The sequence below is a fragment of the Pseudoalteromonas sp. Scap03 genome, from assembly GCF_013393115.1.
GTDB lineage: Bacteria > Pseudomonadota > Gammaproteobacteria > Enterobacterales > Alteromonadaceae > Pseudoalteromonas.
Map to the genome: position 1 here is coordinate 249,145 of NZ_VDEU01000001.1, position 24,586 is coordinate 273,730.

18 protein-coding genes are annotated in these 24,586 nt (G+C 40.4%); 12 read left to right on the plus strand and 6 right to left on the minus strand.

Going from position 1 to position 24,586, the window contains the following annotated elements; all coding sequences use genetic code 11:
• The first annotated feature begins 288 nt into the window (after positions 1-288).
• Both FHG08_RS01140 and FHG08_RS01145 read left to right on the plus strand, forming a co-directional pair.
• Positions 289-1,233 carry a D-2-hydroxyacid dehydrogenase gene (locus FHG08_RS01140; protein ID WP_138609132.1) on the plus strand — a complete coding sequence of 315 codons (945 nt, stop codon included), beginning with the start codon at positions 289-291 and terminating at the stop codon, positions 1,231-1,233.
• A 174-nt stretch (positions 1,234-1,407) separates the two neighbouring features.
• Entirely contained in the window at positions 1,408-1,788 is a 381-nt protein-coding gene (locus FHG08_RS01145) for a DUF3192 domain-containing protein (RefSeq protein ID WP_178956578.1), read from the plus strand.
• 13 nt (positions 1,789-1,801) lie between these two features.
• Here the strand turns inward: FHG08_RS01145 and FHG08_RS01150 are convergent, their stop codons facing one another.
• From FHG08_RS01150 to FHG08_RS01160, 3 genes are all read right to left on the minus strand, one after another.
• Entirely contained in the window at positions 1,802-2,701 is a 900-nt protein-coding gene (locus FHG08_RS01150) for a diguanylate cyclase (protein ID WP_178956579.1), read from the minus strand.
• Positions 2,691-6,461: a PAS domain-containing hybrid sensor histidine kinase/response regulator gene (locus FHG08_RS01155; protein WP_178956580.1), complete on the minus strand. Its 3,771-nt coding sequence runs from the start codon at positions 6,459-6,461 to the stop codon at positions 2,691-2,693. Before FHG08_RS01155 ends, FHG08_RS01150 begins: the two co-directional genes overlap by 11 nt.
• 66 nt (positions 6,462-6,527) lie before the next feature.
• Positions 6,528-7,919: a PhoH family protein gene (locus FHG08_RS01160; protein WP_010391619.1), complete on the minus strand. Its 1,392-nt coding sequence runs from the start codon at positions 7,917-7,919 to the stop codon at positions 6,528-6,530.
• A 298-nt stretch (positions 7,920-8,217) separates the two neighbouring features.
• Here FHG08_RS01160 and rapA point away from each other — a divergent pair, with 298 nt between their 5' ends.
• The 3 genes from rapA to FHG08_RS01175 all read left to right on the plus strand — a co-directional run bounded on the left by rapA (position 8,218) and on the right by FHG08_RS01175 (position 12,875).
• On the plus strand, positions 8,218-11,112 hold the full coding sequence (rapA, locus tag FHG08_RS01165; protein WP_178956581.1) for an RNA polymerase-associated protein RapA: 2,895 nt from the start codon (positions 8,218-8,220) through the stop codon (positions 11,110-11,112).
• Between the two features lie 139 nt (positions 11,113-11,251).
• The gene (gene rluA / locus FHG08_RS01170) at positions 11,252-11,905 is read left to right on the plus strand and encodes a bifunctional tRNA pseudouridine(32) synthase/23S rRNA pseudouridine(746) synthase RluA (protein WP_138609123.1); all 654 of its coding nucleotides are present in this window, start codon (positions 11,252-11,254) and stop codon (positions 11,903-11,905) included.
• A gap of 73 nt (positions 11,906-11,978) precedes the next feature.
• Positions 11,979-12,875 carry a DUF3530 family protein gene (locus FHG08_RS01175; RefSeq protein ID WP_178956582.1) on the plus strand — a complete coding sequence of 299 codons (897 nt, stop codon included), beginning with the start codon at positions 11,979-11,981 and terminating at the stop codon, positions 12,873-12,875.
• Here the strand turns inward: FHG08_RS01175 and djlA are convergent.
• The 3 genes from djlA to FHG08_RS01190 are packed head-to-tail and all read right to left on the minus strand — an operon-like array spanning position 12,858 to position 15,403.
• Positions 12,858-13,715: a co-chaperone DjlA gene (gene djlA / locus FHG08_RS01180; protein WP_178956583.1), complete on the minus strand. Its 858-nt coding sequence runs from the start codon at positions 13,713-13,715 to the stop codon at positions 12,858-12,860. The two genes, FHG08_RS01175 and djlA, sit on opposite strands and share 18 nt — an antisense overlap.
• Before the next feature lie 33 nt (positions 13,716-13,748).
• Positions 13,749-14,405 carry an N-acetylmuramate alpha-1-phosphate uridylyltransferase MurU gene (gene murU / locus FHG08_RS01185; protein WP_138609117.1) on the minus strand — a complete coding sequence of 219 codons (657 nt, stop codon included), beginning with the start codon at positions 14,403-14,405 and terminating at the stop codon, positions 13,749-13,751.
• Complete coding sequence (locus FHG08_RS01190) at positions 14,402-15,403, minus strand: aminoglycoside phosphotransferase family protein (protein ID WP_178956584.1); 1,002 nt, start codon at positions 15,401-15,403, stop codon at positions 14,402-14,404. Before FHG08_RS01190 ends, murU begins: the two co-directional genes overlap by 4 nt.
• Before the next feature lie 94 nt (positions 15,404-15,497).
• On the opposite strand from FHG08_RS01190, the gene lptD reads away from it, so the two are divergent.
• The 7 genes from lptD to FHG08_RS01225 all read left to right on the plus strand — a co-directional run bounded on the left by lptD (position 15,498) and on the right by FHG08_RS01225 (position 24,466).
• Positions 15,498-17,744 carry an LPS assembly protein LptD gene (lptD, locus tag FHG08_RS01195; protein WP_178956585.1) on the plus strand — a complete coding sequence of 749 codons (2,247 nt, stop codon included), beginning with the start codon at positions 15,498-15,500 and terminating at the stop codon, positions 17,742-17,744.
• Between the two features lie 96 nt (positions 17,745-17,840).
• Positions 17,841-19,136: a peptidylprolyl isomerase SurA gene (gene surA, locus FHG08_RS01200; RefSeq protein ID WP_178956586.1), complete on the plus strand. Its 1,296-nt coding sequence runs from the start codon at positions 17,841-17,843 to the stop codon at positions 19,134-19,136.
• 2 nt (positions 19,137-19,138) lie between these two features.
• Positions 19,139-20,131, plus strand: a complete 993-nt coding sequence (gene pdxA / locus FHG08_RS01205) for a 4-hydroxythreonine-4-phosphate dehydrogenase PdxA (RefSeq protein WP_178956587.1) — start codon at positions 19,139-19,141, stop codon at positions 20,129-20,131.
• Positions 20,128-20,934 carry a 16S rRNA (adenine(1518)-N(6)/adenine(1519)-N(6))-dimethyltransferase RsmA gene (gene rsmA / locus FHG08_RS01210; RefSeq protein WP_010391631.1) on the plus strand — a complete coding sequence of 269 codons (807 nt, stop codon included), beginning with the start codon at positions 20,128-20,130 and terminating at the stop codon, positions 20,932-20,934. The genes pdxA and rsmA overlap by 4 nt, the downstream gene beginning before the upstream one ends.
• Positions 20,918-21,307, plus strand: a complete 390-nt coding sequence (gene apaG / locus FHG08_RS01215) for a Co2+/Mg2+ efflux protein ApaG (RefSeq protein ID WP_041709470.1) — start codon at positions 20,918-20,920, stop codon at positions 21,305-21,307. The genes rsmA and apaG overlap by 17 nt, the downstream gene beginning before the upstream one ends.
• A 16-nt stretch (positions 21,308-21,323) precedes the next feature.
• The gene (locus tag FHG08_RS01220; RefSeq protein WP_138609107.1) at positions 21,324-22,142 is read left to right on the plus strand and encodes a symmetrical bis(5'-nucleosyl)-tetraphosphatase; all 819 of its coding nucleotides are present in this window, start codon (positions 21,324-21,326) and stop codon (positions 22,140-22,142) included.
• 308 nt (positions 22,143-22,450) lie between these two features.
• On the plus strand, positions 22,451-24,466 hold the full coding sequence (locus FHG08_RS01225; RefSeq protein ID WP_138609106.1) for a methyl-accepting chemotaxis protein: 2,016 nt from the start codon (positions 22,451-22,453) through the stop codon (positions 24,464-24,466).
• Positions 24,467-24,586: the final 120 nt, after the last annotated feature.

Sequence of the window (24,586 nt, forward strand, 5' to 3'; positions counted from 1 at the left end):
CAGATTAACCGCTCATGTGTATAAACTATAGCTATTAATTATTAATTCAAATGGATAGACCTTACTAATAGCACTTTGTTCAAGTTAACTTAGCAAGGCAGTTGGTCATAATAACATGCAAGTTAACCCTCAGTGGGCAGACCACATTTAAATATGACTTTACTCCTGTTAATGTGAACACAATAAGCTAAGTCTAAATAAATCTATAACATTCAATTAAATAATGATCTTTTTATCTGCGTACAGAGGTTACTCCCTCTCTAACACATACACATATTAGGACACACCGTGAATATAACAATTCTTGATAACGCAACACTGGCAAACACGTCACTGGATGGTATTTCAGCACTTGGAGAGCTCACAGTGCATCAGCTAACTAGCCCTGAGCAAGTATTAGCGCATAGCCAAAATGCAGAAGTTTTAATCACCAACAAAGTGGTGATTAATCGTGACACTATGATGCAATTAAAATCATTAAAGCTCATTTGTGTTAGTGCAACGGGTACCAATAATGTTGATTTAAATGCCGCGAAAGACTTAGGTATAGCAGTTACTAATGTTGCCGGTTATTCGACCCCTTCTGTTGTTCAGCATACCTTTTCGTTGATCACTAACTTATTAGGTAATACTCACCGCTATCAAGCAGATTGTCAGCAAGGCGCGTGGCAAAAAAGTGAGATGTTTTGTCGACTGGATTACAACTTTAATGACATCCAGGACAAAACATTAGCCATTATTGGTGGTGGCACTTTAGGTAATGCAGTATCTAAAGTGGCTGAAGCGTTTGGCGCCAATGTAATTATTGCAGAGCGTAAAGGCGCGGCGTGTCGCAACGGACGCACCCCGTTTGAAACAGCAATAAAAACAGCGGATATTATTAGCGTTCACTGCCCACTTAATGATGAAACGCGCGACTTAATTACACTTAATGAATTAAAAATGATGAAGCCAACTGCGCTAATTATTAATACCGCACGCGGTGGGATTATCAATGAAGCTGACTTAGTAGAAGCATTAAAAGCCAATATTATTGCCGGTGCGGGCGTTGATGTACTTACCAAAGAGCCCGCTGAGCTGACCAATCCTCTGGCTAATTATACGGGTGATAACTTACTACTTACACCACATATAGCGTGGGCGAGCACTGAATCTATCGTGCGTTTAGTAAAAGAAGTGAGTTTAAATATTACAGCATTTAGTCTACACGAGTCGCGTAACCGCTTGGTTTAATGCCATAAAAGTAACTTAGTCAAAATTACTAAAAAGTGGCTTTTTAGATTTATATTTTAAAAAAGCCACCACCCCACCAAACATAATAAAAACAAGCCATTGATTTTTAAGAGTTTAAAAACTGGCCTAGTCTTTGCTATATTGTCTTTAATTAATCATCTAGGGTAATAAAAAATGAAAAAAACACTTTTAATCGCTGCACTTACCGCTCCTTTTTTAACGGGTTGTGTAATCGCTGTATCAGATGGCGAAGCAGAGGGTCACTGGGCAGGTAATAGCTCTTCAAGTTGGCAAGCAACACATAAAAACAATCGTGAAATCATTTCAGGCTTGGCAATGGATAGCTCGTATCAGTCGGTGTTAAACCAACTAAAAACACCTAACTTCACTGAATTGTTAAAAAAACAGGATGATGTTTACCAAGTCTTGTTCTACGCAACGCACAGCATTCATTCAGATGGGAAAATGACCAAAGATGAATGCACACCGCTCGTTTTCAAAAATGATAAATTAGTGGGTATTGGTAGCTCAGCGTTATTGATGCTAACAAATTAAGCTCTCGAAAATACTATTGGGCGCTAATTTGATTGCGCCCTGACTTTTTAGCATTATATAAACCTGAGTCAGCCTCTTCTAATAACGCTTTCTCGGTGTATGCTTGACTGCTCTCACTTGAGGCAATTCCAATACTAATAGTAATGTGTGAAGCATTTAAAGATGCGTTGTGTTCTATATTCAAGTCATTAATAGCTTTGCGTAATTTATTAGCAAACGCAATAGCGCCTTGCTGATTGGTTTCTGGTAATACTGCAACAAACTCTTCACCACCATAACGGGCAACAAAATCACTGCCACGTTCACATTGCGCCACTAATGTTTGCGCCACTGCTTTTAAACACTCATCGCCAGCACGATGACCGTAGTAGTCGTTATAGCGCTTAAAGTGATCAATATCGATAAGCAGTACACACATGGAGGAATTATTACGCTTACTTCTTCGCCACTCTCGTTCTAAGTTTTCATCTAAATAACGTCTGTTAGGTATTTCTGTTAAACCATCAATAGACGCAAGCATTTCTAATAAATCGTTTTTTTGCTTAATGAGTAATTGATTACGCACACGCACTTTAACAATAGAGGCATAAAATGGCTTAACAATGTAATCCATTGCGCCTAACTCTAAGCCTTTTGCTTCGTCTTCATGAGAGCTATTCGCTGAGATAAAAATAATGGGGATTGTATGGCTTAGGCTGCTTTCTTTAAGCTCCACCAGCACGTCGTAACCATTCATGCCTGGCATAATAATGTCTAAAATAATTAAGTCTACTTGTGTGTGCTTAACAAATACCAACGCCTCTTCACCACTAGCCACTAAGTAAACCTCATGCTCGTCACTTAGGGTTTTTTCTAAAATGATTCGGTTAAGCGCATCGTCATCTACAATTAATATTTTTGCTTTATTTATCATTGCTTACATCTAAACTTTTTATATAAATTTGCACTTGCTCTAACTGTATTATTAATTCTTTAATTGCAGCTGCGGCGTGCTCGCCGCCCGCTTTTAATACCTGCTCAGTGTGTTGAGCACACAATAATAATCGGTTAAAACCTAAATTTCCTGCTATCCCTTTTAAACTATGCACTAAGCGTACCATTTCAATACTAGGGTTGTTGTTTTGAAGCTCAGCTGAATATGACTCACTTAATGTCGCTAACTTGTCTAACATACTGTGCAGTACAGAGTGATCATCGTCAAACTGAGACAAAGCAAAGGCTTTATCGAAAAAACATGGCGTAGCGATGCCAAGGCTTGCGATTGCTGTAAATAAAACTGGCGCAACCACAGGCTTAGTTAAATGTTTATTCATCCCACCATTGAGTGAGCGCGAAATGTCGGCTGGTTCACTATGCGCGGTTAATGCAAAAATAGGTAATTGCTGAGCGTCAAACTGTTGGCGTATTATTTCAGTCGCTTGATAGCCATCAATTTTGGGCATTTGAATATCCATTAAGACTAAGTCGGGGCGTAAGCTACTTACCAATTCAATCCCTTTTTGCGGGTCATTGATCGTAACAACATTTACTCCAGCTTGACTCAAAATACTGCTAATAATATCGAGGTTCAATGGATTATCGTCTATCGCTAACACTAATATTCCTGAGACTGTATCACGCGGTTTTTGTGCTTTGTTTTCAATTGCCTTCACTATTTTTTGCGAGCTCAAATTAAGTAATCGCTGTGCAAGTGCGCTTGAGGGTAAGAACTGGGTAATAAGGGAATCATTTATTGGTGGCTGTTCGTCTTGATTATCTGTAATAACAACAATCGAAATAGCAGCTGTACGCAGTGTTGCTTTTATTTTTGGTGTTAAAAAGGCCGACAGCTCACACGCATCAATGATTATTGTGTGCGCTTGCAGCAAATATTCTGGTTCAGCGATTACCCTATTAAGCGTTTGGTTATTAATAACAGGATACGCTTTAATTACTTGATTAAGTAACGTACTTTTAGCGCTAGTAATTACTAATAACTTATTTTCATCACGAGTAACTTTGTTGGTATCGGTCGCTAAATCGAGCGTAAAGTAAAAATAGCAACCTTGTCCTTTATCGCTATCAAGTGAAATTTCCCCGCCCATTAATGCCACACTGTGTTTTACTATTGCCAGCCCTAAACCTACTCCTTGATGCTGACGAGTGGATGACTCATCGCCTTGGGTGAAGGCATCAAATAAACGGCGTTGATCGGCTTGAGCAATCCCCTCACCTGTATCTATAACCCCAAAACAGATACGCTGCAACTCATTACGGCTACTTGGCTGTAACTGCATTTTTAATGTCACGTTGCCTGTAGGAGTAAATTTAACAGCATTGGTTAATAAGTTACCTAACACTTGTTGCAAACGAATGGAGTCGCCAACTAAAAAAGGGGAAATATGTGGGTCAATATCAACTTTTAGCTGTATCTGCTTTGCTTGGCATAAAGGCAAAATTAAGCTTTCGCAGGTATCAATCAAATCAACTAGGCATAAAGGCGCTAATTGCAGCGTTGCTTCATTACTTTCAACACGCGCAAAATCAAGCATACTATTAAGCATTTGTAATAAATTATTGGCTGCATACGTCGCTTGGCTGGTCAGTTGCACTTGTCGCTGCGTTAATCCATGCTCTACTAACATGTCTAATAGCCCTAGTATGGCATTGAGAGGAGTACGTATTTCGTGGCTCAAATTAGCAATAAAGCGACTTTTAGCCAAGGTGGCTCGCTCTGCATCATCTTTGGCTTTCGTAAGCTCAGTAACATCTTGAATATGAATAACATAATATAGCGGCTGAGCATTCTCATTCCAAATTAATGACATACTCAACTGCAACCAAGCATTTAATTGAGTGTGCGCAAAAGTTAAATGAAACACCTGTTTTTTGTTGTGCAGTAGTTGCTGCAGCAAGGCTTCGAGTTCTTGCCACTGCGTGTCACTAAATAGTGTATCAAACGGGGTATCTGTTAATTGATGATGTTTGGTAAACAGTTTTCGCGCGGCTTTATTAACCTGTAAAATAGCGTACTCAAGTGAAAGTAAAAACACCCCATTAGCAGCAAATTCAATGGCACTTCTAAATTTAGATTCCGACTCTTTTAATGCATATAGAGTATGTTGCTGCGCAGTAATATCGCGACCAATTCCCATTGTGCCTAGCAATTGGCGCTGTTCATCATAAAACGGAGCAATCGTTAACTGATAAGTTTGCTTAGCAACGTCTATACGCTGCTGAATTTGCATTTTATGCTGTAATGCTTGCTGCTCCAGCCGCTGGATTTGCTCGTAGCTGCGACTAATGCTATGCATATTTTGACCAATAAGTTCGCTTTGGCTCTTACCTATAAACTGCTCAAATGCTTTATTACAACCTAAAAAGGTGCCGTCTGTATTTTTAAAATATATAAAGTCAGGCACGCTGTTAAGTACTGTATTTAGCAGGGCTAAATGCCGCTCTTTTGCTTGGTCGCTATGTTTTAATTTTTCAGATTTGAGCTGCACCTGCTCATCTAACTTTTTATTAGCATTTTGCAATGAAATAACTAAACGTTCATTTTTCGCAAAAATAGCTTTCACCCTAGCAAACCAAGGTTGCCAATTTAATGGTATTTTGTAATTTAAATATCCCGAGTTGTCATCGTTATGATGTTCTAAGTAACGCATTAGCTCTGTCATAGGTCTGATAAATATACGCTTGCTTAACCAAAAAAAGACATAAAACATCAAGCATAAAAATAACGCTAATGAAATAAACTCCAACACCACTTCTTGCACAAGGCTGCTGGTCAGCATTTGCTCATCAGCAAGAAACCCTAAATGAATCGGGCTCTGATCTGAGGGTTGAATTAAAAAAAGCAGTTCAGACAGGGTTGTACGCTTTGGTGAGCGCGTATTAATTTGAGGCCAGTATGTCGAAAAATTTATTGCTTGGTTAATTGACTGCTGTGAACTGGCAATAATTTGATTTGCTTGATTAATAAAAACATACTCACCTTGCTTAGAGGTGATTTTGTTTAACCAGCCAGAGATGGCCTGCAAGTCATAAATTAAAATAATATAATCAGATGAATTTCGCTCACGCTGACGGCCAATCGCAAAATATGCTTTATTACCCAGATTAATGACTGCACTCGAAGCCAATTTGGCTGCTGACGGTAAGGGTTTAAAGTCGCCATTCAATAGCGGGATAAATATATTATTTTGAGTATTGTCGCGCCGAGTTAAGTATGCAAACCCACGTTCATCAACATACGCAACAGAATGCACAGATGAAAGCAGCGCTAAGGTGGTATTAAAAGAGGGTGCAAGCGATATTACCTGCTGCCACTGTAACAGTGCCGACTCAGAAGAACTAAACTGGCCTTTACCTGCAATTTCACCGTTTAAATGTTCAAATTGGCGATAATAATAATGCTCATATTGGTTAATGTTTTCTGTAAGATTATAATTTTCTACAAGAAAAGTTTGCTTGTTATACATAACAAACATTGCATCAACCAAGTCCCCCATTGCTTGCATATCATGATCAAGCTGCGCAGATAATGCATTAAAATCAGTGGTCTTTTTTGTTATTGCACGTTCCATTTTTATATTATAAAAATGCAAACACAAAAAAGAGGCCACTAACAAAGGCAGTGCTAGCGCCACAAAAACAGAGCGATGATAATGTTCTAACGGCAAAAATTTCAACAAGTTACCTAATTATTGGCTCAAAAATCAAACTGTAGACTATCGAGCCAAGATGTTAAGCGCAAGTTATAAATTCTCCTCGGCAAATGACGCTAGTCGACTTCTTACTACACCATTAAGATTAACAGTAGCGCCGCCTTCAAAGTGCTTAAATCGCTCCACAATATAGGTAAGTCCAGAGGTAACAGCGGTTAAATAGTTACTGTCTATTTGTGCTAAATTTCCGGTACAAATAAGTTTAGTTCCTTCACCACAACGGGTAATAATGGTTTTGAGCTGAGAAGCCGTTAAGTTTTGGCTTTCATCTAAAATCACCACCGCATTTTGAATACTTCGCCCACGCATGAAGTTCACCGATTTAAACTGAACATTGGCTTTTTCCATAATGTAATTACGGCTTGAAACAGGGTTCTCATCTCCTTTATGCAGCACCTCTAAGGTATCGGTTATGGCAGCCAGCCAAGGCGCCATTTTCTCTTCCTCGGTGCCAGGTAAAAAGCCAATCGATTCGGCAATTTCAGGGGTGTTTCGGGTTACAATCACTTTATCGTAAACACCTTTTTCAATCACCATTTCCAGTGCACATGCAAGCGCCAGTAAGGTTTTACCACACCCCGCAGGGCCGGTTAAAATAACAAGTTCAATAGAGGTATCGAGCAGTGCATCTAGTGCCATTGCTTGGTAAATATTTTTTGGCTTTATTCCCCAAGCACTTTGATGCATTAGTCGCTCTGCTCCAATATCTTTAATGGTAATATGCTCACCATCGTAAGATTTGACTCTAGCGGCAAACTGATCGCCATCATCAAGTAAATACTCATTACAAAACACATCTGGGATTAAATCTTTAGGGATATGATGGACTGTTTCACGCCCGTGTTGCTCAGTGTTACACTCGCCAACATGCTGCCAAAAATCACCAGTAATTTTTTTATAGCCGCTGGTAAGTAAGGCGATATCGTCAATAAGCTGATCGGTACGGTAATCTTCAACATATTTAAGCCCCGCCCCTTTGGCTTTTAAGCGCATGTTGATATCTTTAGTAACCAGTATGACTTTTTTATCACTGTGCTGATTTTGTAAGTGCACCGCGCAATTAATAATGCGGTGGTCGTTTTCATTGCCCGGTAAGCCGGAAATAGAATCGGCAAATAAATGGTCATTTACAATCAGTAAGCTTCCCGTTAATCCGCCTTGTTTATTACTTGGTAGCGCAACCCCTTGTAACATTTGCTCGGGAGAGGCCTGGCTGAGCACTCCATCAAGTCCACGAATGGCCACTCGGGCATCGCGACTTACATCGTGTTTTCTGTCTTTAATGTGATCAAGCTCTTCTAATACCGTCATTGGAATAACCACTTGGTGTTCTTGAAATGACAAATACGCGAGGGGTTCATGAAGCAATACATTGGTATCTAGCACATACATTTTACTATCAAGGTTCGAAGCTTTTTCCATAGCACTTTCCTTACGTTTTATGATTTTTATGCTATACCCAATAAACTAATCAGTGTGACTAATAAACTTGATTAATTACTTAGGTATAATTTGAGTTTAGTCTATTTGTCATAAAAGTCTGTTTTATGACAAATATCATTTAGTTTGAATTTCCTACAAAATCGGCGCACTAATCAGTGCTTATAGATAGGAATAATTCACACTTATAAAATTAATTAAAAGTCAGGCAAATAGCGCCTTGCAGTGGTGTTATCTAACAGGTAACATAGCCGCCTTTTTCTTCATAGACGAGACATACATGAATTTTTCCTTAGGTCAGCGTTGGATCAGTGATACAGAGTCAGATTTAGGATTGGGCACCGTTGTTGCCATTGATGGCCGCCAGGTCAGCATTTTATTTCCTGCCAGTGGTGAAAACCGTGTTTATTCTTCTGCAGAAGCTCCGGTAACCCGCGTAGCATTTAATCCTGGTGATGTGATCCGAAGCGTTGAGGAGTGGGAATTACAAGTTGAGTCAATTGAAGTACAAGGCGAATTACTGTGCTATCACGGTGAACGTATTGATAACGGTGAAAAAGTACAATTAAAAGAGACCTTTTTAGACCATTTTATTAAATTTAATAAACCACAAGACCGTTTATTTGCAGGCCAAGTAGACCGCTTTGATCGATACACTTTGCGCTACCAAACTTGGTTACACCAATTTGAACGCCAACAGTCACCTATTAAAGGTTTAATTGGCCAACGTGCCAACCTTATTCCGCATCAGCTTTATATTGCCCAAGAAGTAGGTAAACGTTTTGCGCCACGTGTACTACTTTCTGATGAAGTAGGTTTGGGTAAAACCATCGAAGCTGGCATGATTTTACACCAACAAATTATTACTGGTCGCGCCAGCCGTGTGCTCATTGTGGTACCTGAGAACTTGCAGCACCAATGGTTAGTAGAAATGCTACGCCGTTTTAATTTACGTTTTTCTATTTTTGATGAAGAGCGCTGCGACGAAGCGTTTGCTGATTCACCTAACGTATTTGATACCGAGCAACTGGTGCTTACCAGCCTTGAGTTTTTAACTAAGAAAAAACGTTGGTTTGAACAATCTACGTTGGCCGACTGGGACTTATTAGTCATTGATGAAGCCCATCATTTAAGCATTAACAACAATAAACCTAGTGCCGAATACCAACGTATGGCTGAGCTGAGTCAAGACATTCCGGGGCTAATTTTATTAACAGCAACGCCAGACCAACTGGGTCATCGTAGCCACTTTGCACGCTTACAACTGCTCGACCCAGATCGCTTTTACGACTACGACGTATTTAAAGAAGAAGAAGCAAACTACAAAGATGTAGCCGAAGCTGCTAACCAACTACTGCAAGAGCAATCATTAGATGATAACGCTAAAGCAACCTTGATTGAGCTATTAAAAGAAACGGATATCACCGATATTCTTGAAACAGCACAACAAGGCGACCTTGAAGCACGTAAAGAAATTTTAAATATGCTTTTAGACCGTCACGGTACTGGCCGCATCTTATTTAGAAATAGTCGCAGTGGTATTGATGGTTACCCAAGTCGTAAATTACACGCCTACCCTATGGCTTTACCTAAGCAATACAAAACAGCAATGACTGTACTAGGTAATATGAGCGGCATTCAAAATGCTGAACTCAGTGCACAGCGTGCACTTTTCCCTGAAAAAATATTTCAAGAGTTTGAAGGTGAAAGCGCCAGTTGGGGTTTATTTGACCCGCGTGTAGATTGGCTGATCGAAACGCTAAAAACTCTCAAACGTGAAAAAGTATTACTCATTTGTGCTAAAGCCGAAACCGCAATCAGCCTTGAGCAAATATTACGTGAACGCGAAGCAATTAAAGCCTCGGTTTTCCACGAGGGCATGTCGATAATTGAACGAGACCGCGCCGCGGCGTTCTTTGCCGATGAATACGATAATGCTCAAATATTATTGTGTTCTGAAATTGGTTCAGAAGGCCGTAACTTCCAATTCTCACATCATTTAGTGTTGTTTGATTTACCGCTCAACCCAGATTTACTTGAGCAACGAATTGGTCGCTTAGACCGCATAGGACAAACACAAGATGTGAACATTCATGTGCCTTACTTTGAAAATACGGCACAGGAAGTGTTATTACGTTGGTACAACGAAGGCCTAGATGCATTTGAAAGCACTTCAACCACAGGACAGTTATTATATAAAGAATTTAGCGAAGACTTACTTGAATATATTGCAGCTCATAATTGTGACGAAGATGAGCTAGACCCATTGCTTGAGCAAGTAGCACAAAAGAATGCAGTATTACGTAAGCAAATGGAAAGTGGCCGAGATCGCCTACTAGAACTGCATTCATCAGGGCAAGGCGCTGCTGATTCACTCGTAGCTGACATTGAAAAACTCGATAATCAGTTTGAGCTACCAAGTTACATGATCAATGTGTTCGACACCTTTGGCGTAAGCCAAGAAGATAAAGGTGAAAACACTATTATTTTAAAACCCACTGAGCATATGCTTAATGCCTCATTCCCTGCTTTAAAAGAAGATGGCATGACGGTAACATTTGACCGTGATACCGCTCTTTCGCAAGAAGATGTGCACTTTATCAGTTGGGATCACCCTATGGTGCAAGGCACTATGGACATGATTTGCGATGATGACTTTGGTAGTGCGTCAGTGGCGTTACTTAAAAACAAAAAGTTACCACCAGGAACATTCTTTGTTGAGCTAATCTTTGTTGCCGAGGCGATGGCACCAAAAGTACTGCAAGTGGGCCGCTTTTTACCGCCTACGCCTATTCGTATTTTACTCGATAAGAGCAGTAATAACTTAGGCGAAAACGTTGACTTTGATGGCTTTAATCAACAGTTATCTGCGGTAGGTCGCCAAACAGCAAGTAAATTAGCCGGTGCATTACAAAGTGCGGTTCATCCGATGATCAACACAGCAAAAGACATGGCGCAACAAAAGCTGGATGTTATTCGTGCAGAGTCATTAGCTAAAATGCAAACATCGTTGAGTGAAGAGCAACAGCGTTTAGAGGCACTGAAACAAATAAACCCAAATATTCGCCAAGAAGAAATTACTTTTTACGACAAACAACGCAATGAGCTAACCGCACATATTGAAAAAGCGCAGTTAAAACTCGATGCAATTCGTTTAATTGTGGTTTCGCACTAGAGGATATAGCTGTCAGTCGTTAGTTAAAGGTCAACTAACGTGTGCATTGAAAAAGCGCGATATTTATATCGCGCTTTTTACTTGAGCCTTTGCGCTCGCTCCACTAAAATAGCGCACTTCAAAATCACTGAGGTCTGCCGTGTTAGTTAATTACAATCCCCCTATGAGCCCGTATTTAACTATACTGTTTCAAGACGATGATTTACTTATTGTAAATAAGCCTAGCGAGTTACTCACCGTACCAGGTAAAGACCCAAAACATGCCGATAGCTTAATTAATCGCGTCAACCGTGTTTTTCCTACGGCTAAAATTGTTCACCGTTTAGATATGGCTACCTCAGGGATACTTTGCTTGGCAATGAACAAAGCCGCTCACCGCCATTTAAGTATGCAATTTCAAGAGCGTGAAACGGCAAAGCGTTACATTGCGCGAGTTTATGGGCAACTTGAAAGTGAAACGGGCTCAGTTGACTTACCGCTTATTTGTGATTGGCCGAACCGTCCTAAGCAAATGGTTGATCACGACAATGGCAAGCCCTCGCTTACTCATTTTAAAGTGCTTAAGCGCGAAGCACAGGCAACCCGTGTAGAGCTTACTCCTATTACTGGGCGCTCCCACCAGCTGCGAGTACATATGCTAAGCTTAGGCCACCCTATTTTAGGCGATCGTTTATATGCCCACAAAGACGCACTTGCTGCGGCTCCTCGCCTACAGCTGCATGCACAAATGCTACAACTCAAACACCCTTTAACAGAGCAAGTACTTACTTTTGAAGCTGAACCCGAGTTTTAAATAAACACGCAAATAGCTAAACTTTTATAGCCTCGCGCCGATACCTAAATAATCTTTATTGTTTGGGTTCATTATGGTTGTTGCGCAATTTATAAAAATGTCACTCTGTGCATTATCAGCTGTTTGCATATTAATGCATTGGCAAACATATGCAGTGGAACATATAGCTCCTACAGCCCACTCAACTATTATTGAAAATGATATTAAACGCTTAGCACCAGGGGATGAAATTAAAACCATTGAGCTTGGCGACACACCATTTTTAACCTTACATCGTGAATACATGAGCGCTGATTTTAGAGGTGTGGTGATTCTAATACCCGACTGGCAATCGAGCCCTACAAACAATTCTGGCATGAACTTTTTGCGCAAAGAGTTAAATAACCATGGCTATAGCACTTACGCTATGACGGTGCCCGATATTAATTGGCAAGCTGCTGAGCAGAGCAGCGAGGCAAATAATCAACCGACTGCAGCAGATAACAGCACGCCAACTGAGCCGCCTCATCATGTTGATTATATTGAGCAGGTCAATATTGATGTACTAGATAATTACAAAACAAATTTAATTGCTCGCTATGAGGCACTTTATCAGCAAGCGAGTGAAGCCTCGAATGATATTGTGGTTATTGCTCAAGGAACCAGTGCGGGAGTATTAATGGAGCACTATGCTGATTTTTCAGATTTACAGATCAATGCATTTATTAGTTTAAGTAGCTTCTTACCAAATTCACAGCGTAATGCGCGTTTGAGCCAAACCACCTCTTTAGTGACACCGGCGTTATTAGATATTTATTTTTCAGGCGATCATAACGATATTTTAATGAACCTTAAAAACCGTCAGCGTTGGGTTAACCGTAATGCAAAGTTTGATTACCGCCAGCGCCAGCTATTTGGATTGCGCGATGCGCCGCAGCAACATGCACGCTTGAGCAAAGAAATAGACGGTTTTTTACGCCGCCTTTTTTAAATACTCGTAAGCGGCTTGAATATCTTGGCTTTTTTTAACCGCGACTTCCATCATGTGCTTAGGTAAACCTTGCGATACCAGTTTATCAGGATGGTGCTGAGCCATAAGCTTTCGGTACGCTACTTTAATATCACGTTGCGACGCATCTTTATTTAGCCCTAACAAGGCCAATGCCTGCGAGCGATTCATATCATTATTTGGCGGTACATGATGTCCTGAGCCTTCTCGGTAACTACTACTTTGACTTTGCTGCTGCCTAAAGCGCTGTTGTTGCTGCCTAAAATTAAACTCTGCTTGATAACGTTTTAGTACAAAGGCAAAGTGTGCTTTAGATACCCCCAACTGCTTGCTTACTTCTTGCAGTAATTGCTTTTCTTGCGCGGCAAGCACGCCATCAGAAAACGCCATTTGAATTTGAATTTCTAAAAATAACTGTAGTAAATCGTAACGTTTAGCAAAACGTTCTTTAAAGTCATAAACCGTGTCTTTGAGTGAAAAGTCGCTGTCTTTACCCGATTGAAATGCCTGCTGCGCTTCACGGCGCTCTTCGCCTTTTAAGCCCATTTCATCCATAAATAGCGTCGCAGCTTTAATATGGGTTTCGCTTATTCGTCCATTTGACTTGGCGATATGCCCCATTACTGCAAAGCAGCTAGAAAAAAACAGTGCTTGGCGCTCGTTAACATCATCGCCTTTAAAAAGGTTAGAGAAGCCACCAGCCTGATCAAAGTCTTTCTTTAGACTTTTATCAAACATATGGCCTAGGTATAAGCCTAAAATGGCGCCAAATATTTTGCCAAACATAAAACCAAAACAGAAACCGAGAATTTTTCCCCACATTTTAAAACTTACCTCTAGTGTTTTATATTTAGCTTATGGTGCTAATTGTTGGTTAAGAGTCGATAAACGCTCTGGTGTGCCTATATCGTCCCATTGGCCAATATAGAGTTCAGTGGAGACTAAATGTTCATTTAATTTTTCACGCAGTAAAGGCCCTAACGGGAGAATACCTGGGGGAAGCCCTTCAAAGAAATCAGCCTGATAACGGCCAATTCCAGAAAAAGTATAGCGCTGTTCACTATTAGGTAAGTGGCTTAGCGTAAAATCACCATCTGGGTTATGCGCAGGATTTTCAACCAATACAATGTGCGCTTCTTTTGGCTGTAAATGCAGCTGCATTAATGCACTAACATCGTAATCGCTGTAAACATCACCATTAATAACAATAAATGACTCATCTAATAAAGGAAGTGCTTGAATAATTCCGCCTGCAGTTTCAAGCCCGCCAGTTGCTTCCTGGCTATAGGTAATACTTACCCCCCATGCACTGCCATCTGCAAAGTAGGTTTTTATTTTATCTCCTTGCCAGGCGAGATTAATCACAATCTGCGTAATACCAGCTGCTTTTAAGCGCATAATATGATGCTCAATAAGTGGTTTACCTGCCACACATAACATAGGTTTTGGCAACTGTGCGGTGAGCGGCATCATACGTTTACCGCGTCCTGCAGCTAAGATCATGGCCTTCATAGTTGTTCCTCTTTTAACCGCTGCTGTACTTTTGGTACTACGTAATTTTTTACCCAATCAGACAAGTCACTAAGCTCTGGATACTCTGCCGCCACTTCAACAATATACGCTAGTGTTGGTAATATATTGGTTAAGTAACCTTTTTTGCCATCCCGTAAATACAAGCGACAAAAAATACCCGCTGCTTTTAAATGGCGCTGCAAGCCAGTTAAATCAAACCAATACTTAAATTGTGCGAATGACTCGTTAGTTATTAAACTTTGTCGCTTAAATTCGTCATAACCAAACTCAAGTAAATGAGTCAGCTCGTCGTTGGGCAATTTAAAATAACAATCTCTTAAAAGCGAGACTAAGTCATAACATAACGGACCTTGTACCGCGTCTTGATAATCAATAATTGCCCATTGCTGCTCGCAGCGCATAATATTACGGCTATGGTAATCACGATGCATAGTCACTGTGGGTTGTTCAAGCAGTGTATTGATTAGCAGCGCAGTACTTGTTTGCCAAATATTTTGTTGCTCAGCGCTGAGCTCTGTACAAATAAAATCATTAACTAACCAATTTTTAAAAATATCCAGCTCAAGTGCAATAAAGTCATGGTCATACGGATTCATTGACGGAGCTTTAGGCGTTTTAGCCCACTTGGCACTTAAACTGATCAGCTGCTGGTAATACTCGCTGCGATTGGCATCATCAAGCAAGTCAGCTAAATGGGTGTTACCCAAATCACTTAAAATAAAAAAACCTTGCTGCTCATCACTATGAATAATGGATGGTAATAAAAACCCCTGCTCAGAAAACACCTTATTTAATGCAATATAAGGGACGTTGTTAACTTTTTTTGGATCTGAGTCCATCACAATAAAGCTTTTATTTTCAGCGCTTAACCTATAATAACGGCGAAAACTGGCATCTGCGGTTATTGCATCAAGCGCGCAGGATTGCTCACTAAAGTGAGTATTAATAAACTGTTGTAAACTCTCAAAACGTGTCATTTTATAAGCTATCTATTTTTCACTAATTACTTTGCTATTGTTTTCCTTTATTATGTATAGCTTGTAACTAATCACAGAGCATAAAGGTCGATAAATGAGCAAAACCTGGGGCATTTTGATGCTAAGCGTACTGAGCGCACCATCGCTTGCCGAAACTGAACTGACACACAACTTTTGTGGCACTTCAATGCAAACCAGAGCTTGGCAACCGCTAGCTGGCCTTGAGCTTGGAACGGTTGATATCAGCGCTGATGACGTTGAGCTTTTAGGCACACAAAGCGCTGAATTTACTGGTAATGTTGATATTAACACCGTTAACATGAGTTTGTCCGCACAATCAGCACTGATTGATAAACAACGCGGCCTACTCAATGCCACCGGCCCTATTACCTACCGCGATTATGTGAGTAAAGTTCAAAGTGCGGGCTTAAACGCCGATTTAAACAACTCAGCCTTTAGCTTATTAGGTGCACAATACAGCCTAACACAACAGCAAGGCAAAGGCGGCGCGGAAAAACTCACCATAGACAAGTCTGGCTTAATGCTGATGAATGCAAGCTTTACTGCTTGCCCGGGTAATACGCCAGTATGGGCGATTGAAGCCGACGAAATTAATTTATCGCGAGAAGAAGGCTGGGGTGAAACCTACAATGCGGTGCTACGTATTTTAGACACGCCAGTGCTCTATTTACCCTATTTTACTTTCCCACTTGATGAGCGCCGTAAATCAGGCTTATTAACACCCAGCTTTTCAAGCTCAGATCGCTATGGTTTAGAGACTATTACGCCTTATTATTGGAATATTGCTCCAAACTATGATGCAACCATTACGCCGCGTTATATGTCACGCAAAGGTTTACAGCTACAAACTGAATTTAGATATCTAACTCCAGAACACCAAGGTTTAGTGGCTGTCGAATACTTAAATAAAGATGACTCAGAGCCTGAGCTTGACGAGCGTTTTTTGTTTCATTGGCAACAAAAAAGCTATATAGGCGAAGACTGGCGAGCCAGTATTGATATAACCAATGTCAGTGATGATAATTACCTTACTGATTTAAACTCAACTTATGCAAGTAAAACCGATACTCAGCTTTATCGTACCGGCTCACTAACTCACATGGGCGAGATGTGGCGTACTGATATAAAAATACAAAACTTTGAAGTACTCGGTGACCACTTAGAGTCATATACAGCCTTACCTCAAGTTAGCTTTACACAAACTACGCCGTGGAAAATTGATTACTTCGATTTTACTGTTTCAGGGGAGCTGAGCCACTTTACTAATAGCTCAGCGGTGATTGACCAAGCAACTCGCGTGCATATAGAACCTAAAGCACGCTTTGATTACAAAGAATATGCTTGGTCATTTTTATCTGAAGTAAGCCTGCTACAAACTAACTATAAACAAGACGGCAACTTACAGGGCACTCAATATAGCGAGACGGTCTCGCGCACATTGCCGAAACTCCGCTTATATTCTCAGCTTAACTTTGAGCGCGACACCTCAATTTTTATCGACGATGGCATTCAAACCTTAGAACCACAAATTCAGTATTTATATACACCAAATAAAGATCAGTCCGATATTGGCTTATACGATACCACTAAATTACAAGATGACTTTTTTGGCCTATTCAGGGATGCACGTTTTTCAAGTGTTGACCGTATTGCCGCTGCAAATCAATTTACGCTTGGGGCAACCACCCGTTTATTTGATAAGAAAAATGAAGAAGTATTTAATTTCAGTGCTGGCCAAATATTTTATTTAAGTGATTCAGCCAAGCCCACAGAGCAAGGGCTTAACAGCGACAGTAACTACAATGCCTTGTTTGCAGCGCAAACCATGTTACATTGGCACCGCCGCTGGTATTTATCCGGTGGTATTCAGTACGATACGGATGGCAAGCAAATTATCCAGTCAAATGTTACCTTAGATTATAAAGGTGACAATAATCAGCTGGTTCAATTGAACCATCGCTATGCAAATGATGTCTCAGGAAATACAATCGAACAAGCGGGCTTATTTACAAGCATTCCTATCAGTGACGAATGGCAGTTTATTGCAAGTTACCATCGCGACCTTGATAATAACCGCAGCATTGAAGTATTTAGTGGATTACAGTATGAATCGTGTTGTTGGGCGTTCCAAATTACTGGTCACCGCCAAATTGAAACTGATTTAAATCAGTCAATTGGGCAACCCCAAGCCACTTTTGATTCGAGCATTCGTTTGAATTTTGTATTAAAAGGGCTTGGTAGTAAAAGCCGTTATGATGCTCAAAAATTATTACAACAAGGTATTTTTGGTTATCGTAGGCCGTATTTTCTTAATGACTAAGCTGCATTTTGTATAGTAAAAATTTACAAATAACTATATCAATCTAGTCGCCTTTAGCATTACAACAGTACTATTAGTAAGAGTAGTAAAAAGAATATGAATTTAAAAAAATTATTAACATCAGCAGTTTTAACGTTTAGCTTATGCCAAAGTGCATTCGCCGCACCGGTCGAAATAGATAAAGTGATTGGTATTGTAAACCAAGGCGTTATTTTAAAAAGTGAAGTAGACACAATTGTTGATCGTGTTAAAAAACAAGCAGAAGAACAAAATCAACAGCTGCCAAAAGACGAAACACTGCGTGTACAAGCAATTGAGCGCTTAGTTAATCAAACGCTAATGATGCAAATGGCTGAGCGTATGGGCTTAGAGATTTCAGATAGCCAGCTCGACCAAACACTCGCCAACATGGCCAAAGAGCAAGGCGGTACAATTGCTGATTTACGTCGTACTATTGAAGCGTCGGGTGAGAGCTTTCAAGCTTACCGTGAAGAAATTCGTAAAGAGATAACCACGCAACAAGTCATTCGTGTAAACGTAGACCGTCGTATATATATAAGCGACCAAGAAATTGATAACTTGCTAAAAATTATGGATAGCCAAGGCAAAAATGCCGAAGAATACGATATTGGTCATATTCTTATCGATATTCCAAGCGGTGCAAGTGCAGATGACGTCAGCTCTGCAAAAACACGCGCAGACAAGGTAATTGAACTGCTGCAAGACGGCCAAGAGTTTAAGCGTATTGCTATTTCTTCATCAAGTGGTCCAAAAGCGCTTGAGGGTGGTCAATTAGACTGGATGGGCATTAATGAAATGCCATCTTTATTTGCAGAAGCGGTGAAAGGGCAAAAGAAAGGTACGATTATTGGCCCACTTCGCTCTGGCGCAGGTTTTCATATTATTAAGGTGCAAGACGTTCGTGGTCGCCAAGTAGTAGAAGCCACAGAAGTTAAATCCCGTCATATTCTTATTAAGCCTTCAATTATTTTAAGCGAAGAAAAAGCCCGCACTATGCTAGCTGGCTTTGTTAAGGATTTACGCGCTGGAAATGCTGACTTTGCAGAACTAGCTAAAGAGCACTCGCAAGACCCAGGCTCAGCGCTTAAAGGCGGGCAATACGACTGGACTGATCCAACTACCTACGTTCCTGCGTTTAGAGATACATTGCTATCTCTTGATCAAAACGAAATCAGCGAACCCTTTAGAACCCAGTATGGCTGGCACATTGTGCAGTTGTTAGATACACGCGTTGCAGATAAAACTGAGCAAGCTAAGCGTAATCGTGCACATGGCATGTTGTTTAATCGTAAATTTAAAGAAGAAGGTTTTAACTGGCAGCAAGAAATGCGCGAACAAGCCCATGTTGAAATTTTCCCAACAGACGAATAATTATGACCTTAAGAATTGCGGTAACCCCTGGTGAGCCTGCTGGCATTGGCCCTGACTTGCTATTAAAACTGGCACAGCACAGCTGGGATGCACAGCTAGTAGCGATTGCAGATGCATCGCTACTAAAGCAGCGCGCTAAACATTTAGGTTTAAACATTAAATTAATTGAATTTGATGAAAGCGCCGAAGCCATGCCTACATCGGCTGGCAGCTTGTACATAAAACAGATTGATTTAGCCGAGCCGGTTGAACTGGGTGTGCTGAATGACGCAAACGGTCAATACGTATTAGACACACTGCGTATTGCTAGCGAAAAGAATATGGACGGCACTTTTGATGCTGTTGTTACCGGCCCTGTTCATAAAGGTATTATTAACCAAGCCGGTATTTCTTTTAGTGGCCACACAGAGTACTTTGCTCAACAATCGGGCACCGCTGATGTTGTTATGTTATTAGCTACCGAAGGGCTACGAGTTGCATTAGTAACAACGCATATCCCGCTTGCTTATGTTGCTCGTGCTATTACCCAAGAGCGACTGGTTAAAGTGGCTAATATTCTTAATCATGACTTAAAAACCAAGTTTGGTATTGAGCAACCGCGTATTTTAGTCTGTGGCTTAAACCCGCACGCTGGTGAAGATGGCCATTTAGGCCTCGAAGAAATCGACACGATTACGCCTACACTTGACATACTAAGAGCTGAGGGGATGAACTTAATCGGGCCTTTACCAGCAGACACATTATTTCAAGATAAATACCTAAATGAAGCTGATGCTGTGTTGGCTATGTATCACGATCAGGGATTACCTGTGCTAAAATACAAAGGATTTGGTAAGTCAGTGAATATAACTCTTGGCCTTCCATTTATCCGCACTTCAGTCGACCACGGTACTGCGCTTGATTTAGCCGGTACTGGTGATGCTGATGTTGGCAGTTTTGAATTAGCGATCCGCGAAGCAATTAAGCTCGCCCATGAAAAAGCACAGAATCAATGACCGATAAAGTACATTTAGGACACCGCGCCCGTAAACGTTTTGGCCAAAACTTTTTATTCGATGAATCAATCATCGATAAAATTGTCACCGCTATTGATCCCAAGCCGCAAGATAATTTAGTCGAAATTGGCCCAGGCCTTGGCGCTATTACTGAGCCTGTAGCCGATTTAAGTGGCCATTTAACGGTTGTTGAGCTAGATAAAGATTTAGCCCAACGTTTAATTGAACACCCTTTTTTAGGGCCTAAATTAACCGTAAACCAAGGCGATGCAATGAAGTTTGATTTTGCAAGCCTAGTTAAAGACGACAAAAAGCTAAAAGTATTTGGTAACCTACCGTACAACATTTCTACTCCTTTGTTGTTTCACCTTTTTGAATTTGCCGATCATATTGAGCATATGCACTTTATGCTGCAAAAAGAAGTGGTAAAACGCATGGTTGCAGGCCCAGGCAGCAAAACCTTTGGCCGCTTGAGTGTAATGACTCAATACTACTGTAATGCGATGCCTGTAGTAGAAGTACCACCAGAGTGCTTTAAACCTGCACCTAAAGTGGACTCTGCGGTTATTCGCTTAATCCCCAAAAAGGCAGAGCAGCGCACAGCTAAGAGCGTTAAAATATTAAATACCGTCTGTTTAGAAGCGTTTAATCAACGTCGTAAAACACTGCGCAACAGCCTAGGTAACCTTTTAACCGCTGAAGAGTTAACCAGCATTGGCATTGATATTACTTTGCGTGCTGAGAGCCTGTCGTTACAACAATTTATTGATATAGCTAACTGGATTTATGACAACAAGCAGTAATATGGGATCACCTGTAAAGGTATCTGTAGAAACATTTTATGTAGAAGAGCAATCGCAACCTGAACTTGATAAATTTGTGTTTGCTTACTCCGTTACTATAAAAAACCACAGTTTATGTAGTGCAAAACTACTCAGTCGCTATTGGTTAATTACCGATGCCAATGGCAAAGAAGTAGAAGTACAAGGTGAAGGTGTGGTGGGTGAAACCCCAGATATAGCCCCAGGCGAAAGTTACAAATACACCAGTGGTGCAATATTAGATACTCCGGTAGGCACCATGCAAGGGCATTACACTTTACGAAACGAATTTGGTGCTGAGTTTGAAGCCCCCATAAATGTGTTCCGTTTAGCTTGCCCTAATATCTTACACTGAGTAAGAACAGCGTCTAATGGCCGACTACGCAATAGGTGATTTACAAGGCTGCTTTAACGAATTTAGTTTATTGTTAAAGCAAGTCGACTTTAATCCTAGCAAAGATCATCTCTACCTAGTAGGTGATATTGTTGCTCGCGGCCCAGACTCCAAAGCATGTCTTGATTACATATATCAGCACCAAGACAGCGTTAGCGTCACATTAGGCAATCATGACTTACATATGATTGCCTGTTATTTAAATAATGTTGCCCCCAACCCCAAAGACAAACTAACGACTCTGTTCAACAGCAGTAAACTCCCACATTACGTCGCGTTTTTGCAAACTCAGCCTTTAGCTCTTTACTTAGATAAATATGATTGCTTTATTTCACACGCGGGGCTAAACCCTGATTGGTCGTGCGTGCAAGCCATTGAGCACGCCCAATTCGCACAGCAATGCTATGGTGCTGACAACGCTCAATACTTCTTAAAAAACATGTATCAGCCTCACCCACTAACATGGAGTGAGCAACTCGATGACGCTGCCAAGTTTCGTTATATTGTTAATTATTTCACCCGTATGCGCTTTATTACACCCGATAACTTGCTTGATTTTAGTGCAAAAGAAGCAACAGCAAATAGCCATTCATTGATTCCTTGGTTTTCTCATCCTAAAATTGTTAACGCTCAACATGACCTTGTTTTTGGTCATTGGGCTGCACTTGAAGGTCAAACTCCCTACAAACACCTGTACGCTCTAGATACAGGTTGCGTCTGGGGCGGCTCAATGACCTTAATAAATTTACAGAGCAAACAAAAACTTTCAAAAAAATCACAACTTTTGTCTAAATAAACTGAAAAAAGTTAATACATCTGTTAAGTTTAAGAGTGCATGTTAAATTGCATAATTACAAACCATTCACAACTAAGTGTAAAAAATAGCAACACTCTCTAATCTAATTAAAGATGAGGAAAATTGCTTTGTATTATTTTACATCCATAATCGAATAGTTGAATTATGTATGCTTAGTGTGTGATGAAGTTTCACGGTAAATTTAGCAACTAACTATTAACAGTAAAAATTAATTATTTTTAATTACTTAACTTATTGTTGAAAGCGCCGATAAGTTTTAATAGACGTATTTTTGAATGGAAAACCATATGAATCTAACAGTGAGTCAACGTATTTGGGGTGGTTTTATATTTATCACTTTATTACTTTTAATTATTGGCGGTAACTCTTTAATAAAAATAGCAAATATAGATCGCTCAACTCAAAAGGTTAATCAGCTATCGCTTCCGGCATTAAACAAGAGCGCTCAATTACAAGCTGAATTTATTTTGATGAGTAAAGCTGCTCAAGCTAGCTTTCACACTTCATCGGCTCAAGAGCTAGCGCCAATAAAAGCACAAATAGAAGAACAAAAACAGTTATTTGATAAGTTACATCGCGAGCTACAACAAGTAGTAAAAGATGATCCACAACTAAATAAGAGTAGCCTTGACGTTGAAAAGACCTACTTAAGTTTTTTAAGCATTATAGAGAGCCTACTCAAAGACAAAAACACTCAGTTAGTGCTTAATAAAAAGCTTAAAGCTCAATTAGAAACCGTTGAGCTTGCGGCAGAAGATGCCAACTCTATGGTTCTTGATATTATTGATATCGATGGTTTAGAAGATAACTACCCGCGTGCTTATCAAGCAGCTAATAACCTTGAAAATAACTTTATGTCTGTGGTTACCAGTAGCACCGATATGTTAACTGTTAAAACACTTAATACGCTCGATATTATTAAAAATGAACAAGTATATTACTTTGAAGAAGTCGTTCGTACCGTTTCATTAATACAACCTGCAATAGAGCAGAGCCATAGCGGCTTGTTTAACGACTTAAAAGGTTATGTAGATACACTTGAGAGTAATATTTTAGGTAACGATAGCCTTTCAGCAAATAAAAAACGCCTTATTGATGCAATCAGCACAACTGAACGTGAATTAGAAGAGTCTGAAAAAGCTACTAAAACAGCACTTAGCCAAATTGACGAATTAGTATTACAAGCCAGCGGCGTTGCATTTACTTTGCAAGAAGGCGTTCGCAGCGATGTAAACTCAGCTAACTTATGGACTTGGATAGGCATGATCATTGCTACTATTATCGCTGTGCTTGTGGCCATTGTTACAGTTAACCGTATTACTAAGCCATTAGCAGAAGTTAACCGCATTTTAGATATTGTTGCCAGTGGTGATATGACTCAACGCTTGGATGACAGCGCAAAAGATGAATTTGGTGAATTGTCGAAAAGTTGTAACACCTTAATTGATAGCTTACGTAGCTTAATTACCGGTATTATTTCGCGTTCAACACAGCTTGCTGCTGCTTCTGAGCAAACCTCAACAATTACCGGTGAGTCGAGCAAAGCGATTAGTAATCAACAAGCGCAAGTAGAGCAAGCGGCAACCGCAACCACTGAAATGAGCAGTACCTCTCAAACAGTGAGCAACAGTGCTCAACAAGCACTGGGCGAAATCAAAAATGCTGATAAAGAAGCTGAACGCGTTAAAGGTATTTCAAATCAAAATAAAGCAACCATTGAACAACTCGCTTACGAAGTTGATGAAGCATCAAGTGTTATTAATAAGCTACACAAAGATAGCGCCTCAATTGGTAGTATTTTAGACGTTATTCGTGGTATCGCTGAGCAAACTAACTTACTTGCACTTAATGCGGCCATTGAGGCAGCGCGTGCCGGCGAGCAAGGCAGAGGCTTCGCCGTGGTAGCTGATGAAGTAAGATCGCTTGCAAGTAAAACTCAAGAGTCGACCCAAGAGATTCAATCTATGATTGAATCACTACAGTTGGGCGCTGAAGAAGCAGTTAAAGCCATGGAAAAAGGTAAAGAACGCGCTGTTTCTTGTGTTGAGCAAAGTGATTTAGCTAATAGTGCACTAGATTCAATTACTCTTGCGGTATCGCAAGCGCACAATGTCAGTGAAGAGATATCAACGGCAGCACAAGAGCAACAACAAGTATCACAAGAGATTAGTGAACGCTTAGAGTCTATTGTTGCTATCGCCGAGCAAACAGCAGAAGGTGCTGTACAAACTAATATTTCAAGTTCAGAAGTGGCTAAATTAGCCGAAGAACTAAGAATATCAGTAGAGAACTTTAAAGTATAAGTATCGCACTGTAAGTAGCCTTAGGGCTGCTTACAGTTCACCCCTAGTAAGTCATAGTAAAACCCCCACTTCCTCATTAGGTATACTTACATACCCCCACAATCTTACTCTAAATACACA

What these genes read in the sequence shown, in the direction of transcription:
- FHG08_RS01145 (WP_178956578.1), top strand. Translation starts at nt 1,408, where the DNA reads ATGAAAAAAACACTTTTAATCGCTGCACTTACCGCTCCTTTTTTAACG.
- FHG08_RS01150 (WP_178956579.1), bottom strand. Translation starts at nt 2,701, where the DNA reads ATGATAAATAAAGCAAAAATATTAATTGTAGATGACGATGCGCTTAAC.
- FHG08_RS01160 (WP_010391619.1), bottom strand. Translation starts at nt 7,919, where the DNA reads ATGGAAAAAGCTTCGAACCTTGATAGTAAAATGTATGTGCTAGATACC.
- rapA (WP_178956581.1), top strand. Translation starts at nt 8,218, where the DNA reads ATGAATTTTTCCTTAGGTCAGCGTTGGATCAGTGATACAGAGTCAGAT.
- FHG08_RS01175 (WP_178956582.1), top strand. Translation starts at nt 11,979, where the DNA reads ATGGTTGTTGCGCAATTTATAAAAATGTCACTCTGTGCATTATCAGCT.
- djlA (WP_178956583.1), bottom strand. Translation starts at nt 13,715, where the DNA reads ATGTGGGGAAAAATTCTCGGTTTCTGTTTTGGTTTTATGTTTGGCAAA.
- murU (WP_138609117.1), bottom strand. Translation starts at nt 14,405, where the DNA reads ATGAAGGCCATGATCTTAGCTGCAGGACGCGGTAAACGTATGATGCCG.
- FHG08_RS01190 (WP_178956584.1), bottom strand. Translation starts at nt 15,403, where the DNA reads ATGACACGTTTTGAGAGTTTACAACAGTTTATTAATACTCACTTTAGT.
- lptD (WP_178956585.1), top strand. Translation starts at nt 15,498, where the DNA reads ATGAGCAAAACCTGGGGCATTTTGATGCTAAGCGTACTGAGCGCACCA.
- surA (WP_178956586.1), top strand. Translation starts at nt 17,841, where the DNA reads ATGAATTTAAAAAAATTATTAACATCAGCAGTTTTAACGTTTAGCTTA.
- pdxA (WP_178956587.1), top strand. Translation starts at nt 19,139, where the DNA reads ATGACCTTAAGAATTGCGGTAACCCCTGGTGAGCCTGCTGGCATTGGC.
- rsmA (WP_010391631.1), top strand. Translation starts at nt 20,128, where the DNA reads ATGACCGATAAAGTACATTTAGGACACCGCGCCCGTAAACGTTTTGGC.
- apaG (WP_041709470.1), top strand. Translation starts at nt 20,918, where the DNA reads ATGACAACAAGCAGTAATATGGGATCACCTGTAAAGGTATCTGTAGAA.
- FHG08_RS01220 (WP_138609107.1), top strand. Translation starts at nt 21,324, where the DNA reads ATGGCCGACTACGCAATAGGTGATTTACAAGGCTGCTTTAACGAATTT.
- FHG08_RS01225 (WP_138609106.1), top strand. Translation starts at nt 22,451, where the DNA reads ATGAATCTAACAGTGAGTCAACGTATTTGGGGTGGTTTTATATTTATC.